This is a genomic window from Marinobacter sp. EVN1 (assembly GCF_000475375.1).
Taxonomy (GTDB): Bacteria; Pseudomonadota; Gammaproteobacteria; order Pseudomonadales; family Oleiphilaceae; genus Marinobacter; species Marinobacter nauticus.
This window is the reverse complement of the sequence record NZ_AXCB01000045.1, coordinates 18,381-34,630: the sequence shown is the minus strand read 5'-3', so window position 1 is coordinate 34,630 and position 16,250 is coordinate 18,381. Positions and strand designations below refer to the sequence as shown.

Sequence of the window (16,250 nt, the reverse complement as noted above, 5' to 3'; positions counted from 1 at the left end):
TAGTGATGCCACTATTTCAGCTCAGCCACGGGGCAACCCGATGGCAGAAACAGGCAGGCCGACGATGAAAAATGATGAATTATGGCAATGGCTTCTACATCGCTTGTGTGCCATGGTCAGCGTGATTTAATGGCACTGCGATTTCGTCAACAAGGCAGACTGAACCGACCATGAAGAAGCACATCGTCCTGATTGAGGATGAAGCCGGCATCCGCGACAACTATCGCGCGGCCTTCGAACGCCGGGGTTACCGGGTATCCACCTATGGCGACCGGCCGGCGGCCTGGCAGGTGCTGCGCCAAAGCCTGCCAGATCTGGCCATTATCGATGTCGGGCTGGGCGAGGAAGCCGAGGGGGGCTTTACCTTGTGTCAGGATCTGCGCAGCCTGTCCGCCACCCTGCCGATTATTTTCCTGACGGCACGCGACAGCGACATCGATTCCGTACACGGCCTTAGGCTGGGCGCCGACGATTACGTCACCAAAGACATGAGTCTGGAACACCTGCTGGCGCGCATCACCGCCCTGCTTCGGCGCGCGGAAGCCTGGGCCGAAGCGCTGCAGAAACCCGATGACATCCTCACGCGGGGCAAGCTGACCCTGAATGTGGACCGGATGACGGTGGCCTGGCAGGGCCAGCCTGTGGACCTGACCGTGACCGAATTCTGGATGTTGCATGCCCTGGTTCAGCACCCGGGCCATGTACGCAGCCGCGAGCAGCTGATGGAAGCCGCCAGCACCGTGCTCGATGACAATACCGTGACGTCCCACATCAAGCGCATCCGTCGCAAATTCAGCCAGCTCGATGACCAGTTCGACGGCATTCAGACCGCCTATGGCATGGGCTACCGCTGGAATGCCCGTGAGGTCTGAGTCTTGAGCCTGAAACGACAGTTGCTGCTGGCCAGTTTGCTGATGCTGCTGATTCCCTGGGCAGGGCTACGCTTTGTGCTGGAACTGGACAGTGCCCTGCGCCAACAGGCCCTGCAGCAGCTTCAGGCCCAGGGCGCCCGTCTGGCAGACGTGGCCGGCGACCGGCTGCTGGATACCCCGGTCGCCACCGACCAGGGCGCCATCTACGCAGGCAGCACCGACCAGGCCATCACCATTGATGGCTACGGCCATGAGTGGCCCGGATTCGACGAGGGTGACCAGCCTGCCCCCTGGCAAACCGCCGGCACAACGTCCCCGTTACGCTGGCAGGCCAGTCACGATGACCAGTTCCTGTATTTGCTGATCCAGCGACTGGATCAGGGCCTGGCGCTCTATAATCCCGCCCGACCAGACCAGGCCCATGAACGCCTCGAATTATGGCTTCAGGCCCCGGCCCGGGAACTGGGCACCCACAACCAGGGGCAACGCTGGTTTATCCGTGCGGTGGCCCCTGGTGACGTACCGGTGTACCGGGCTGAGCCGGCACAAGCCAGAGATCACCGGCTACAGGCCAGTTGGCAAGACAAAGGCGCAAGCTGGGAACTGGAACTTAAACTCCCCTTGCCATCACCAGGCAGCCGGCTTGGCTTTCAGGCCACCAGGGAAGGTCAGCCAAACAATGACGCGGGCACAACACTGGAACCACCACCGATGCTGGTGCAACAGGACAACCGTCTGGAGCACCTGCTGAAGAGTCAGATCAGCCCCGGGCAGCAGGCCACAGTACTGGAACCGGGGTCCTGGATACTGGCCCACAGTCGGGTCGCTGCGCCAGCCCCAGCCTCGGTGTTTGATGACTTGTCCCCCGGGCAGATTCTGGAACAGATCAGCCTCAACGCACTGAGTGGGCTGATTCGCCTGTATCAGCCGGAACCGATGCACTTGCCGAAGGAAAACAATCGCCAGGAGATGCCGCGGTTGCCCGACAACGGCCTGGTTCGGCACGACGATGGCTCGGTCTGGCTGGCCACGCGGCATGAGTTGTTCGGCGGCCGGATCCTGTTACTTGAGCAGTCCCTGGATCAGTTACTGACCCTGTCCGGTTCAACCCTGGGGAGCGTTCTGGCCCGGAGCCTGTTGATCATTCTGGCATTGATGCTGGTGCTTCTGGGTTATGCCAGCTGGCTCTCCTGGCGCATTACGCGGCTGCAGGCACTGGTTGAGGCCAGTGTCGACGACGATGGTCGCATTCTGGCCGCCATTCCCTCACCCCGAAGCCGGGACGAACTCGGGCAACTGCAGCAGCACTTTGCCCAAATGGTAGCCCGACTGCAAAACTACAATCAGTATCTGGAGAGCTTTTCCAGACGCCTCTCCCACGAGCTGAAAACCCCGGTCGCGGTGGTGCGTTCTTCCCTTGAGAACCTGGCCCAGGGAGTCGCCGAGAACGAACGGCAGCAATACCTTGAGCGTGCAGCTACCGCCACCGAACGCCTGCGACGTATCCTGCACAGCATGAGCGAAGCCGCCCGGCTGGAGCAGAGCTTTGAGGACACCGAAAAAGAGCCGTTCGATCTGGCCCGGGTGCTGGCTGAAGCCACCTCCGCGTACCAGCAGTTGGATACCGGGCATCGAATCGTTTATTCAGGCCCGGCTTCTGACTGTGCGATGAACGGCTCGCCGGAAATGCTGGTGCAGATGCTCGACAAGCTGGTGGATAATGCCCGGGATTTCACGCCAGAAGGCGGCGGCATTGATGTTTGCCTGCACATTCACGATGGCCATTACCTGATCGAAGTGTTTAACGAAGGCTCCCGACTGCCTGACCATGACGGCGTCGATATTTTCGGCGCGTTCGTCTCGCAACGCAGCGGCGCCCACGACGGGCATCTTGGCCAGGGCTTGCTGATCGTGCGACTGATTGCCGACTACCATGGTGGCCGGGTAGAGGCCAGAAACCAGCACCAGAGTGGCATTGACGGGGTCTGCTTCCGGGTTATCATCCCCGCTACCGAGGCCAAAGCAAGGACATTACCGTGAGTGCCGACACCAGCAGCCTGGATTTTCACCCGCTTCGGGCGGATCTGTACCAGGAACTTCATTCCCGACCGTTCCAGATTATTCCGCCCCATGCCCGGGTCACCCAGATTGCGGTGATCACCACACCGGAACAACGAACCCGGCAGTTTGAACATCTCCAGAAACTGCACCGGCTGCTGGGTGAACCCTGGCCGGAGCAAGAGGTAAGCTGCTACGAACAGAGCTTCGGCAAGCTTCGGATCCGGCGTGAAGTGCATATGGAGTTTACGTCCTACACCTTCATCAATCTGGCCGATTCAGACGCGGATCCGTTTGCGGAAACCGGCTTGAGCCTGTTGCCGGACGGCTGGCTGGCGCAGCTGGAGGGGACCGTGGTGGGGGCCTTTCACGTTGAGGTGCGCGCCTCCTCAGAGGACGCACGCAGCGAGCTGGCCTTTATGCGCAAACATTTTGAAGGTATGCGCCTGGTGGGTAGCAGCCCGCAGGAAGGGGCAGCCCGGGTACTCGGCTCATTCCAGTTGCACAGCGACAATTTCGGGCGGTTCATGGTGCTGAACCACCATATGTCCAACAGCCAGCTTGGTCGCCTGGTTCAGCGTTTGATGGAAATCGAGACCTATCGACTGATGTCGTTGCTGGCCTTACCCGTGGCCCGGGAAATCACTCCTTCCCTGAACGACATGGATCAGCAGCTTGCCCGCATCACTCAGTCCCTGGCGGACAACGAGAGCCTGGATGAACAGCAGATTCTGGCCGAACTGACCAACATCGCAGCCCGAATCGAAGCCTACCGTGCCCATACCACCTTCCGGTTCTCGGCAACCCGGGCCTATCACCGGCTGGTACTGACCCGACTGGAGGAACTACGAGAAGACGAAGTCTCCGGCCACCTGACCATCACGGAATTCATGACCCGGCGCCTGACCCCGGCGGTAAAAACCTGCGAAGCCGTCAACGAACGCCTGGAAGATCTGTCACGCCGGGTCGACCGGGCCTCTGAAATGATGCGCACCCGGGTGGAGCTGGCCATCCAGAGCCAGAACCAGCAACTGCTCAGTTCCATGGACCGCCGTTCCCGCATTCAGCTGATGATGCAGCATACCGTGGAAGGCTTCTCTGTGGTGGCCATCTCCTATTACCTGATTGGCCTGTTGAAACTTGGGCTGGACGCCCTGAAGGGCACCGGGCTACCGATCAACGAGTCGCTGGTGACAGCCCTGGCCATACCGGTGGTGATGGTACTGGTGTTCATCGGCATCCGCATCATCCACCATCGTTTCATCCGCATGGCACGCCGGCAGTAGCGGTTCAGCAGAAGCGCGGGTCGCCTGCGAACTGGCGATAGAACTGCTGGGCAGTGCGGCCATTGCGCACGCCCTTGCCGGTAGCAAAACGCACCGCCTCCAGGTGCAGAGCTTCACGGTCCTGTACCTGGGAAAACAGCAGATCCACCGCCTGCAGATAGACATCCTGCGAAAACGGGTAGAACGACAACTGAAGACCGAACCTGTCGGCCAGCGACACCTGCTCCTCAATAGCCTCGGCCGGATGCAGTTCGCCATCCCGGACTTCGCTTTTGAGGTTGTCGCTCATGAACTCCGGCATCAAGTGGCGCCGATTAGACGTGGCATACACCCGCACATTCTCCGGCGGCAGCTCCAGTGAGCCTTCCAGCACGCTTTTCAATGCCTTGTAACCAGACTCCCCCACATCAAACGACAGGTCGTCACAATAGATGACAAACCGGAACGGCAGATCGCAGATGTCGTCGACAATTTCAGGCAGATTGACCAGGTCGTCCTTGTCCACCTCGATCATGCGCAAGCCCTGATCGCAATAGCGGTTCAGAAGGGCCTTGATCAGCGAAGATTTGCCCGTCCCCCGCGATCCCCAGAGCAGCGCATTATTGGAGGGCTTACCCGCCAGAAAACGTTCGGTGTTCCTTGCCAACGCCTGCTTCTGGTGGTCGATGCCGGTCAGCGCCGGCCACTGCACCGGGTCCAGCCGGCGAATGGCCCGCAAGCCTGAACGATGCCTCCGCCAGACGGCGGCTGGTGTGTGTTGCCAATCAAACGCCTGTTCTGCCATGGGCTGCGGTTCCTCGTTGAAGATTTCACAAAGTCTGTATGAATTCTGGCCAGCTATGGCTGTCAGAGGTTACGATTTGCAACTACACTGTAGCGGTAAGCAACATAGAAGGTTCATTTTGACATTCCCCACGTTTTCAACGCTACAGCGCCCGATCTTAGTCGTCTCCCGGCTATCTTTCATGGCTCTGCTATTGTCGTTGGTTGTTGCCGGGCTCGCCCAGGCAGAGTCCCCTGAGGACAGGCCTCCGGTGATTACCATCGGCGTAGTCGCCGACAACGAGCCATACACTTTTTTCGAAGGGCGCACTCCAACGGGATTTTCCATTGACGTCCTGCGAGAAGTCGCTCGTAACGCCAACCTGACCTTCGATTTCCGGGCCGGCAGCTGGCCAGACATTTACGCGGCATTCCTGCGGGGCGATCTGGACGCCATTGATGGTATTTCCTGGCGCCCGGAGCGGGCTGAAAAGATCCTGTTTACCGAACCCTACCATTTTCGCGAAGTCTACCTGATGCGCGACAGCGCTCGTTACCTGCCCCCAATCCAGAAACTGAAGGACCTGGCAGGCCTGAAAATCGGGGTGGTGGAGAACATATACTACCTGGATCGGCTGCAGGAAGAAGACCTCACCATAGAGACCTACGACACCCTGCCCAGCCTGGTGCGGGCCCTGGCCTTTGGCTGGGTGGATGTAGCCGTTGGCCCACGCCTGACCATGGAGTACCTGGCCAACCAGGCCGGCTTCCGTTTTCTGGAGATGGCCGGGCCCGCACCTCTGAACCAGTTATCGCGGGAAGACTTTCGAATTGGCGTCAGAGTTGGCGACCGGCTACTCCTCGACCGCTTACAGGCCGGGCTGGATGCCATTCCGACAAACCGTCTGAGTAATCTGCGCGAACGCTGGCAGGAGTTCGGTGGCTATTCTTCAGAACAATCCGCCAGGCTGCCTTTAAGTTCCGAACAACTACGGTTCCTGGCCAGCCTCGGGCCGGTTCGAGTTGGTTTCATGGACGATTATGCTCCGTTCAGCTTTACCGATGGCGGCCGAACCCTGGGACTGAGCGTGGACGTTATGGATCGTCTGGCCGACCTTACCGGCCTGCAGATCATTCCGGTACGCGGCCAGTGGGACGAGCTGATTCCAATGCTGCAGAACGGCGATATCGATATCATGGCAAACATGTCCTATCGCCCGGAACGGGAAGCCTTTGCCCGTTTCACCGAGCCCTATCACACTATCCCCAATGTCATATTTACCCGCAGTGACAGCCTGAACTACACCCGGCTGGAAGACCTGAGAAACTACCGCCTGGCCATCGGTGCCGGCATCTATTACGAAGAGGCCGTCAAAGAGATTCTGGGCACAAAAAATCTGCTCACCTTCAGCACCCAGGAGCCTATGTTCCACGCCTTGGCGAAGGGCGACGTGGATGTAGTGATCAATGCCCTGCATTCGGGCAATTACTGGATACATGAACTTGGCATCAGCGGCGTGCGTATTGCCGGCGAACTGGTACTTCCCGGTTTTACCGGAGAGGATCTGCGCTTCGGCATCCGACCGACCCTGTCGCCCCTGGCGGATATCCTGAATCAGGCTCTGGCGTCGATCTCACCCACCGAGCAGAGAACCATCGAAACCCGCTGGCTCGGCGCCACGGCCCGCCGGGCTGACCAGTCAGGTGGCCGAATTGAGTGGAATGAAACGGAAGCCGACTGGCTGCAACAGCATAATCGCAGAGTCCGTATTTGTGTCGATCCAGACTGGAGCCCGCTGGAAGCCGTCGAGAATGGCCAGCATGTTGGACTCTCAGCCCAGGTACTGGAGCTGTTCCGGGAACGGGGTGACCTCAATTTCCAACTGGTGCCAACCGACAGCTGGCGGGAATCCATTGACGCCGCCCGCGACCGCCGCTGTGACATGTTCCCTATGGCTATGGAAACCCCGGAACGCACCAGCTATATGAGCTTCACCACACCCTACCTTGAAGTGCCTAATGTCATCATGGGGCGCATTGAGGCACCGTTTATCGAACGGCTGAGTGATATGGGCGACAGGCCCGTTGGCGTGGTCGACGGCTACGCGTTTGCCGAGCTCCTCAAGCAACGTTACCCCTCGCTGCAGCTCGTTCCGGTTGGCTCCGAGCAAGAAGGGTTACGGCAGTTGCAAAACGGCAAACTGGCCGGCTACATCACCACGCTGGCGACCGCCAGTTATTACATGCAGTCACTCGGCCTGGCCGACCTGAAAGTGATCGGCCGGGTTCCTGCCGACTGGTCTCTGGCCATTGCTACTCGAAATGACGAGCCTATACTGCACAACATCATGCAGCGGCTGGTTTCCAGCCTCACTCGAGAGGAGAGGGAAAACCTGGAGAGTACCTGGCGTAATCTCCGGATTGAGGAACGGGTTGATTACACCCGTTTCTGGCAGATTCTGATTGCCGGCCTTGTGATAACGGCTCTGCTGGTGTACTGGAATCGCAAGCTCGGCCGCCTGAACCGGGAGCTGGCCGAGGCCAACGAAGCATTATCACGGCTGAGCGTAACCGACAATCTCACTCAACTGGGTAATCGCAGCTATTTCGACCGCGAGTTTCCCCGCAGCTTCCAGTGGTGCCAGCGCCATAAAACCGGATTCGCGGTGGCCATGGTGGATGCCGACCACTTCAAGAAAATCAACGACACCTGGGGCCATGAAGCCGGTGACCAGTGCCTTCAGGCACTGGCTGATGTGATGCGGGAGCACTTCCGCCGGGAAACCGACCGGTTGTCGCGTTTTGGTGGTGAGGAATTCATAATTTTCACCAGTTACGAAGACGCATCCGATATCATGGACCGACTGGAACGTTTCCGGACAGCGGTTGCCAACCGGCAGTGCGATACCTGCCAGGGTAGCCCGATCGAGCTGACGGTCAGTATTGGCCTCGCCTATGGCGTGCCCGAGCCGACCGGCTCACCGGCAGAGTATCTGAGGCAGGCCGATCAGGCGCTCTACGCCGCCAAGGGCAATGGTCGAAACCGCCTGGAAGCAAGACAGACCGGACGCAAGACATAAGGAACAGGAGCAGAACATGGCACGTATCTATAACGACAATTCCCTTTCCATCGGCAACACACCGCTGGTGAAGCTGAACCGGGTAAACGATGGCGCAACGATCTGGGCCAAGATCGAAGGCCGGAACCCGGCATACTCGGTCAAATGCCGGATTGGTTCCGCCATGATCTGGGATGCCGAAAAACGCGGTACCCTGAAACCCGGCATGACTATTGTCGAGCCCACCAGTGGTAACACTGGCATTGCCCTGGCCTATGTTGCCGCTGCCCGCGGTTACAAGCTGATTCTTACCATGCCGGCCTCCATGAGCCTGGAGCGGCGTAAGGTTCTCAAGGCCCTGGGAGCCGAACTGGTACTCACCGAACCCGCCAAGGGTATGCCGGGCGCCATCGCCAAGGCCGAGGAGATTTTTGCCTCCGACCCGGACAACCACTTCCTGCCGCAGCAATTCCAGAATCCCGCTAACCCGAAGATTCACGAGGACACCACCGGCCCGGAAATCTGGGACGATACCGACGGTGAAGTGGATATCTTTGTTGCCGGCGTTGGTACCGGCGGCACGCTGACCGGCGTATCCCGATACATCAAGCAAACCCGGGGCAAAGCGATTACCACCGTGGCGGTGGAGCCGGCGGATTCACCGGTCATTGCCCAGACACTGCGGGGCGACGAGATTAAACCCTCCCCCCACAAGATTCAGGGTCTCGGGGCCGGCTTTGTACCCAAGAACCTCGACCTTGACCTGGTCGATCAGGTAGAGGCCGTGTCCAACGAGGACGCCATGGCCATGGCCCATCGCCTGATGCGGGAAGAAGGCATTCTGTGCGGCATTTCCTGCGGCGCTGCGGTGGTGGCCGCGATTCGGGTCAGCAAACAGCCGGAACACCAGGGCAAAAACATTGTGGTGGTATTGCCGGATTCGGCCGAGCGTTACCTCTCGTCGGCCCTGTTTGCCGATACCTTTGGCGAGCTTGAGAACCAGCAGTAATTCTCACCGTGCCTGAAAACAAAAAAGCGCAGCCTCTAAGGGCTGCGCTTTTTTTAACGACTGACGTCAGTGTCAGAACTGGAATTTCAGACCAACCCGACCGGTATCGAAATCCGGACCGTCGTTGGTTACCTGGCCGTTGAAGTCGTCTTCATCGATGTCCACATTGTAGCGGTTGTACTCAGCAAACGCCGTCAGCTGTTCGGTTACCCGGAAGTCGACACCGGCACCGACAAAAGGATTCACCTCATCGTAGGTTTCGTCCTCATCGAAGGCTTCAACATCAAACGCGGAAGCAAACGCACCGGCCTTGGCATAAACGCCAAAGCTGTCGGTCAGTGGCAGGCGACCGATGGCACTCAGGCCCGCGCCTTTAAGCTTACCTTCCACGTCATCATCGCCGAAATTGCCAAAATCGATGTATTCGGCTTCAAGGGCAAAGAATTCGTTGAACTGATAGCCCAGAGCCGCGCCAAGCAGATCGTTCTCGTCCTCGAATTCGCCACCGTGGGCCTTGTATCCCCCGTAACTACCACTGATGTACGGTCCTGACTTGTCGCGGCTGACATTATCCTGAGCCCAGACAGCAGGGGCAGTGAAGACGGCAGCAGTCAGAACAGTTGCACACGCAAATCCAGCTTTGTAGCTCATAACGCGTTTTCCTCTGTGGTTGGGTTTTCCATTCGTCGAAACGATCAATCGGAAATCCTGTTTCCCGATTGCGTAAAACCAGCCTACAGAAGAATTCAGGGGTACCGGGTTAAAACCGGACTAAGATTTCTTCACATTCCTGTCATCTCGTTCCCGCAGATAACCGTCGGTAATCCGCGTCACGGCCGCTCCCGCCATCGCCACACTGCCATAACTCAGCCGGGAAATGCCGTGGTGCCATACCCGAACCACTCTCGCTCCGGGCCGGGTAACCGGCACAGCTTCCAGTATCCGAAAGCTTTCTTCGGCCACCGACAAATGAACCCGCTGCAGTTTCACCGCGCCGTGTTGCACCCCGTGAGCGAGCAGATCTACCAGGTCCAGCCACCAGTGCATGTCGCCATTACCCTTGTTCATACCAACCAGTCCTCCAGTTGCTGGCACACCGATGTATGGTGAGCCAGGCGGATATGATCCACACCCGGAAAATTCGCACAGCCCGCCAGCTGCCAGCCGGATTGGCCAGCGCCTTCAGCACTGGCCTGCTGCACCAAGGCGTCACCAAAGAGCAGGTTCGCAGGGTGTTGTTGACCGCGCAGGAGCAAGCCACTGATCACATAATGCCGGGCCTCCGGTAACAGTGGCTGAGGCTCCACACCGGGTTCCAGGACATCGCCCCGGGACAGGTTACGGATACCCTCGCTACGCAGGTCGATCACTTCACCAATCACCCTCAGATAGTCCCGGGATCTCCGGTTTAACCAGCCGGCCGCCCGGTGGGCACCAACCGCCAGCCAGGAGCCATCGTGTGGCGAACCGATGTACACGCAATCCGGGTTCCGTGTGACCCAGGAGTGCCCATTCACCAGACCATAGTGGCAGGCACTTCGAATCAGCAATCCGCCCATGCTGTGCCCGATCAGGATCAACCGCTGCACCGGAACGGGCCAGTTACTGACCAGGGATTCAAGCAGAGCCGCCAGCTCCTGACCGTTACGATAAATCGGCCGACCGGTGTTGAAACGCAGTTTCAGGGCGCTGGCATCGCCAAGCTGTTCCGCCAGGTAGCGCCCATAGTGGTAACCCGGTCGCGAGGGAAAATCCCATACCGACTCCAGTTCCATGAGGCCGTGGATCGACAGGCACAGGGTACGGCCGGGCGCCTCGGGTTCCGGTTTCTCTACCTGCAGCTCTGTATCTCCGGCAAATACGGACATAGGAACGGCAAGACCATTGCCACGATGCTCCAGCCAGTCGCCAAGAAAACCACTGGCGATGGCCGCTACCTGTTGCTGGATTCGCCCGGTTGAGACCTGAGGTGCCATCATCATTCTCCTGTTGATAACTCCAGTGTACGCCTGCCAGGGACAATGGCTATGGCGATAATCGGGCCAGAATACGGCTCACGGGCGAATGGCTGCCAACGCTTCGGCTCAAGGAAGTTTAATCTGCCCGCAAGGGCGACAGAGAGGGAATCCTGATACGCTTTCGAACCGTATTTGTCGTTTAACCGGGAAAATACAAGGAAGCATCCAATGCGATCTGCTGTTCTCTTACTCACTCTGACAAGCCTGATTTTTTCCGCGCTTCCGGCATCGGCCGAAAGCACAGAAGAGGCCACACCGGAACCCGAGGTTATGGGGTTTGTGGAATGGGTGGTAATGGGCGAAACCGGCATACGCCTGAAAGCCCGTCTCGACACCGGTGCCAAGACCTCCTCCCTGCATGCGGTCAATGTTGAACCGTTCGAGAAGGACAATGAAGAGTGGGTCCGGTTCCAACTTCCACTGGGCGACCACAAAGACCAGCCCAGTGAAGGGGATATTGATCACGAAGAAGTGATTCTCGAATTCGAACGGCCGGTATACCGGACCGTACTGATCAAGCGCAAGGGCGCGCCGTCACAACGCCGATACGTGATAAAAATGGACTTCTGTATTGGCGGCAAAACCCATGAAACCCAGTTTTCACTGACGGATCGGGGCAAGTTCTCTTATCCGGTGCTGCTGGGTCGTCGCTTCATGCGCGATGACAACATCCTGATCGACTCAGGCCGCAGCTTTATCGTTGAAAACGAGTGTGAATACAGCACCCTCGAGGAACTCGCCGAGAGTAAGAAGGCGCTGGCAGGCTGAACTATTCGATACTCTCCGGTTCGTCATTACGAATTCTTAGAAAGCTGGCGAACCGGGGTAAGCCTGTAGCCGTGAGGCCGCGATAGCGGAACGTAACCCGGGCGCCAATAGCAGGCGGATTGTGCCGCTCCTCATCGGTAAACCCGGTGCCAAGCCGGAACCGGCGACCACTTTCCAGCTCTACCTCCAGTGCCCCCAATAATCCCTCATACTTGCCCTTGCCGGGAAGATGAGCAACCACTGTGGCTTCCGCATCCTGATGTTTTTTCACCTTGAGCAGGTCATCTGAACGGCCCGCCTGATACCAACTTTTGCGGCGTTTCAGCATCAGTCCCTCACCACCGGCCGCGACCGTTTGCTCAAGCCGGGCCATCAGCTCATCGTGGCTGGCAACTACCCGCTGTTCCACCAGTACCAGATAACGCGAATCTGCTGCGGTCACCAGCTGTTGCAAGCGTCTATAGCGTTGCTCAAAAGGCCGATCTGGCTCGGGCAAATCAAAGACGTAGAAGCGCACCTGACGCCATTCCTGGCCTACTGGCTGAACTTTGCGGACTACGCCAGATAGTTCCGCAAAACGGCCACGACCGCTCCAGAGTTCGCCATCCAGGGGATGAGCGGGAAACTGACGGGTAAACCAGGCCGGTGCGCTATACCTGTACCCGCCCCGAGACCAGAGCGTCTCGCCATCCCAGAATGCCCGGACACCGTCCAGCTTTTCACTGACCCAGTACTCTTCCAGATTGACCCCGGGATGGTAGACATTGGCGAGCGGAAGAGCCGGCGGCCGGCCACTGGCGTGCCCAAACGCTGAAAGGAAGATTGATACAACAATAAAACTGAATGCCAGAGGCATCGCCCTGACACGGGTGGTATTGCAGAGTGGCATAGTCCTTTGCCCTGTTACGTCCCTGTTTACAGAATTCCGATATTGCGGCTCTTAAGCCGTTACATACTTCAGCAGCTCTACCACCTGTTCCGGCGTTTGAGCCCATGCCATGGCGGCGGCGTCCACTTCTTTGAGCGGATGCACAATGTCTTCGTCATGCAGGGTAATGTATGGCGTACCCATAGCCGAACAATAACCGGCGTCGAAGGCCGCGTTCCACTGCTTGTACTTGTCACCAAAGCGGATCACCGCCAGATCACACTGCTCAAGCAGGGTTTTGGTGCGGATGGCGTTTACCTTGGACGACTGGTGGTCACGCCAGAAATTGTTTTCGGGCTTGCCCAGGAAGTCACCTGCGGCATCACTGGATTCGTGATCGGTATTGGCAGACGTGAACTCTACCGGCAGGCCGGCCGCCTCGGCACCCGCAGCAATCTGCTCGCGCCAGTCGGTGTGAATTTCGCCAGAAAGGTATACGGTCCAGATCATGTTGGGCTCCTTACGCCAGTTTAAAGCCGGCCAGTCTAACCTACAGGCCGGCTTTAATGTAGGCATCAGACAGGTGTTACAGCTCCCGCTAACGGCGCCCTTTCGGGTTCATCATGCAGTTGGCGTAATAGGTGGTCGTGGCCGGCCAGTCCGAAAATACACCAATGACGCCCACCTCCCGAGCCAGCACATCAATCACATTCATGACATCGCCGTCGTTATTGATGACATCCGAAACTGTCTGGTAATACCAGCCACCGCCATTTGCCAGGGGACCACTACGCTCCACGGTCCAGGCGATCAGATCAAGACCAGCCATGCGGGCATTGCGGGCATACTCAGACGGTTCAATCTCGCCATAACTATCCAGCGCCAGCATTTTCCAGAGCGCTGGCGCCAGAATGTTCACGCCCCGGGACTTCAGGCTTTCCATGTGCGCCAGAGACTCTGTATCCGGCGTGATCGGCGACTGATCCAGAAACACTGCCTGTTCACCAAAGCGCGGCATTTCATTCACCCAGAAGAGTACGTCGTCCAGATTAAACGATTGCGGCCACACATCTTTCGGGTTAATGCCAGCGTCGATGTAATCCTGAATCATCTGACGGGCGTAGTCCCGCTGGCTGTACTCGCCTTCAAACGGCATATCGACCACTGGCGTTTTAAGCTCCGGAGTGAACTTGGCGCCAAGTGACTTGAACAGCTTTATACTCTCGCGGTGGGTCATCAAGGTGCCCCGGCTGGCATACAGATCGGTACGCCAGTCAGCAGTGCCGCCGACATACTCTTCCGGTGTGGTCGCCATCGGATCGTAGGCGTCCATCTTACCCTCGAGGGTCTTGAACTCCGCCAGCGTGATGTCACTGGTCCGGCATTCAGCCTTGGCCGGAGTACCGGACGCCGGATCAGCAGGGACGAACGGCTGGGTACACTTCGCGTTCAATTCCGGAATGGTGACAATGTTGGTGGTGGTGTGCAGATCATTCTGGGCGTGGCGACACACCAGCTCGCGATCCTTGGTGAAAGCAACATCACACTCCAGAATGCCAGCGCCCATCCTGGCGGCGGCGATGTAGGACTCCCGGGTATGTTCCGGGAACTGCAGGGGCGCTCCCCGGTGGCCAATCGAGAAGTCCGTAGCCTGGAAGTTGCGCACGTCACAGCTATTGAGACGTTCCTTGAGCGGGCCGTCATCCATATCCTCAACCAACCAGTACGGCCTCGCGCCCACCTGAACCGATGGCTTGCCCTGATACTTGTGCCAACCCTTATGCCCCCGGTGATCGTGCCATGCCTTTTCCAGCCCAGGCGGCATCCACTGACGTTCATCATGCCAGCCTGGTGTGGCATTGGCGGCTCCGGCCATCAGAGTACTCAACACCACACTTGCGATAACGCGTAACTTCATAACCTGCTCCTTGTGAAATGAATGATACTGCAGCGTCAGTGTTCACAAGAGCCATGACCACCGCATGACGTTTTTTTGACCAGCCGATCAACTTCTCCTCATATGCAGACTTTTCCTACAAGGATCTGACTGATCTTCCTACACACTATTTACAACATTCCGGTACATTCGGCCGCCCCAAGAACCCATCTGGAGTATCGAATGGACGCCCCGGCAATCTCACGGACAGAGAAACTGCTCTCTGCTGTTCTGAATAATCTGAAAAAATATCTGTTGGCCATCGCAAGCTCGCTGTTCGCGGTCTTCCTGGCCATGTCTTCCTTTTTTACCACGGAGCTGGGCTACACCTATGTGGTTCAGGACACCCTGTTTGGCACCATCCGCGTGTTCACCGAGCCCGGCCTGCACTTCAAGGTACCGTTCTTCTCAAACGTTTATACCTACAATCAGGCCATGACCCTGAGTTTCGGTAACCAGGAGAGTGGTGAAAAGATCAAATCCACCCGCCAGCTGGGCGAAGTGGAAGTGCAGTTCGCTGACACCTACACCGCCCGGATTCCGGCCACTTTCCGGTTCCGACTGTCAGCAGATCCCGAAAAGATTGTGGCTATGCATCGTGAGTTCCGCAGCTACGACAACCTGATCGATTCCCTGCTGATCAAGAACGCCAAGAACGTGACCGTAGTGACCGCCACCCAGTACACCGGCGAAGAGTTCTTCCAGGGTGGTCTGAACAAGTTCAAGGTTCAACTGGAAGACCAGTTGCAGAATGGCCTTTACGAAACCGAGCGACAGCAGGTGGAAGTGGAGCAGACCGACCTGGCTGCCGTATCTTCAACCAACGACGACGGCGACCGGCTGGAGCGGAAAGTGCAGCTGGTCTGGAAAAACATCATCCTGCAGGACAGCGCCGGCCAAGCCAAGCGCATTGCCAACCCGCTGGATGCTTATGGCATTCAGGTACGCCAGGTGACCATTGGCCGTCCGCTGCCCGAGAAGCGACTGGATGAGCTGCTGGTGAAAAAGAAGGACCTGGTCGCCAAGCGGATTACCGCGATCCAGGCCCAGGAAACCGCCCGCGCCGAAGCCAAAACTGCGCAGCTGGAAAAAGAGATCGAGAAGGCCCGGGCCATACAGGACGCCCAGCGCAGCAAGGAACTGGCCATTATTTCCAAGCAGAAGGAAGTGGAAATGGAGCGCCAGCAGGCAGAACTGGAGACCGTCCGCAAAGAGAAAGAAAAGGCCGTAGCCGTGCTGGAGAAACAGAAGCAGCTGGAAATCTCGGTTGCTGAGAGAGACATCCAGAAAGCCAATGCCGAAGCCGCCACCTACGCAGCAAAAGCCATTCGGGAGCAAGGCCTGGCGGAAGCCGAAGTCGCCAAGGCACACCTGCTGGCCAAACAGGCCGCCCGGGATATCTACATGGCCGAAATCCAGCGCGATATCGCCCAGGTAATGTACCCGGCACTGAAGGACGTAACCATCGATATGCCGGACTACTATGTCGGGGCCGACGCAGGCGCCAGCCCGGTCAGTAGCCTGGAAGTGTTTACCAGTCTTGGTGCTATGGAGCAGTTGCGCCGGTCTTCAGGACAGACCATCCCTCAGTAAAGCCAACGCATTGATACCGGG

General features: G+C 58.1%; 14 protein-coding genes. 7 read left to right on the top strand and 7 right to left on the bottom strand.

The genetic code is table 11. The features are described from left to right. Window positions 1–170: 170 nt before the first annotated feature. Genes pdsR through Q674_RS34930 form a run of 3 tightly spaced genes read left to right on the top strand, consistent with a single transcriptional unit; the run spans window position 171 to window position 4,216 of the window. The gene (pdsR, locus tag Q674_RS34940) at window positions 171–872 is read left to right on the top strand and encodes a proteobacterial dedicated sortase system response regulator (RefSeq protein WP_011787092.1); all 702 of its coding nucleotides are present in this window, start codon (window positions 171–173) and stop codon (window positions 870–872) included. A 3-nt stretch (window positions 873–875) separates the two neighbouring features. Beyond that, window positions 876–2,912: a proteobacterial dedicated sortase system histidine kinase gene (gene pdsS, locus Q674_RS34935; RefSeq protein ID WP_023012125.1), complete on the top strand. Its 2,037-nt coding sequence runs from the start codon at window positions 876–878 to the stop codon at window positions 2,910–2,912. After that, the gene (locus tag Q674_RS34930) at window positions 2,909–4,216 is read left to right on the top strand and encodes a DUF3422 family protein (protein ID WP_022993258.1); all 1,308 of its coding nucleotides are present in this window, start codon (window positions 2,909–2,911) and stop codon (window positions 4,214–4,216) included. Before pdsS ends, Q674_RS34930 begins: the two co-directional genes overlap by 4 nt. A 4-nt stretch (window positions 4,217–4,220) precedes the next feature. Here the strand turns inward: Q674_RS34930 and Q674_RS34925 are convergent, their stop codons facing one another. Next, window positions 4,221–5,000, bottom strand: a complete 780-nt coding sequence (locus Q674_RS34925; RefSeq protein ID WP_023009432.1) for an ATP-binding protein — start codon at window positions 4,998–5,000, stop codon at window positions 4,221–4,223. A 181-nt stretch (window positions 5,001–5,181) separates the two neighbouring features. Between Q674_RS34925 and Q674_RS34920 the strand changes: the two genes are divergently transcribed. After that, a complete protein-coding gene (locus Q674_RS34920; RefSeq protein ID WP_022993260.1) occupies window positions 5,182–8,058 on the top strand; it encodes a transporter substrate-binding domain-containing protein in 2,877 nt (958 codons plus the stop codon). A gap of 16 nt (window positions 8,059–8,074) precedes the next feature. Further along, a complete protein-coding gene (gene cysK, locus Q674_RS34915; protein WP_022993261.1) occupies window positions 8,075–9,046 on the top strand; it encodes a cysteine synthase A in 972 nt (323 codons plus the stop codon). Window positions 9,047–9,118: 72 nt separating this feature from the next. Here cysK and Q674_RS34910 read toward each other — a convergent pair whose 3' ends face one another. From Q674_RS34910 to Q674_RS34900, 3 genes are all read right to left on the bottom strand, one after another. After that, window positions 9,119–9,697, bottom strand: a complete 579-nt coding sequence (locus Q674_RS34910; protein ID WP_011787098.1) for an outer membrane beta-barrel protein — start codon at window positions 9,695–9,697, stop codon at window positions 9,119–9,121. 120 nt (window positions 9,698–9,817) lie between these two features. Beyond that, window positions 9,818–10,114 (bottom strand): hypothetical protein, encoded by a 297-nt coding sequence (locus Q674_RS34905; protein ID WP_014422941.1) that lies wholly within the window; start codon window positions 10,112–10,114, stop codon window positions 9,818–9,820. Continuing rightward, on the bottom strand, window positions 10,111–11,028 hold the full coding sequence (locus Q674_RS34900; RefSeq protein WP_227501135.1) for an esterase/lipase family protein: 918 nt from the start codon (window positions 11,026–11,028) through the stop codon (window positions 10,111–10,113). Before Q674_RS34900 ends, Q674_RS34905 begins: the two co-directional genes overlap by 4 nt. Before the next feature lie 204 nt (window positions 11,029–11,232). On the opposite strand from Q674_RS34900, the gene Q674_RS34895 reads away from it, so the two are divergent. Continuing rightward, window positions 11,233–11,832 (top strand): ATP-dependent zinc protease, encoded by a 600-nt coding sequence (locus Q674_RS34895; RefSeq protein WP_011787101.1) that lies wholly within the window; start codon window positions 11,233–11,235, stop codon window positions 11,830–11,832. A gap of 1 nt (window position 11,833) precedes the next feature. On the opposite strand, the gene Q674_RS34890 is transcribed toward Q674_RS34895, so the two are convergent. The 3 genes from Q674_RS34890 to Q674_RS34880 form a co-directional block, all read right to left on the bottom strand. Continuing rightward, entirely contained in the window at window positions 11,834–12,721 is an 888-nt protein-coding gene (locus Q674_RS34890) for a DNA ligase (protein ID WP_031210281.1), read from the bottom strand. Window positions 12,722–12,772: 51 nt separating this feature from the next. Then, entirely contained in the window at window positions 12,773–13,210 is a 438-nt protein-coding gene (locus Q674_RS34885; protein WP_023009430.1) for a YtoQ family protein, read from the bottom strand. Window positions 13,211–13,298: 88 nt separating this feature from the next. Beyond that, on the bottom strand, window positions 13,299–14,618 hold the full coding sequence (locus Q674_RS34880; protein ID WP_023009429.1) for a glycerophosphodiester phosphodiesterase family protein: 1,320 nt from the start codon (window positions 14,616–14,618) through the stop codon (window positions 13,299–13,301). Window positions 14,619–14,819: 201 nt separating this feature from the next. Here Q674_RS34880 and Q674_RS34875 point away from each other — a divergent pair, with 201 nt between their 5' ends. Next, entirely contained in the window at window positions 14,820–16,229 is a 1,410-nt protein-coding gene (locus Q674_RS34875) for an SPFH domain-containing protein (protein ID WP_023009428.1), read from the top strand. The last annotated feature ends 21 nt before the right edge of the window (window positions 16,230–16,250 follow it).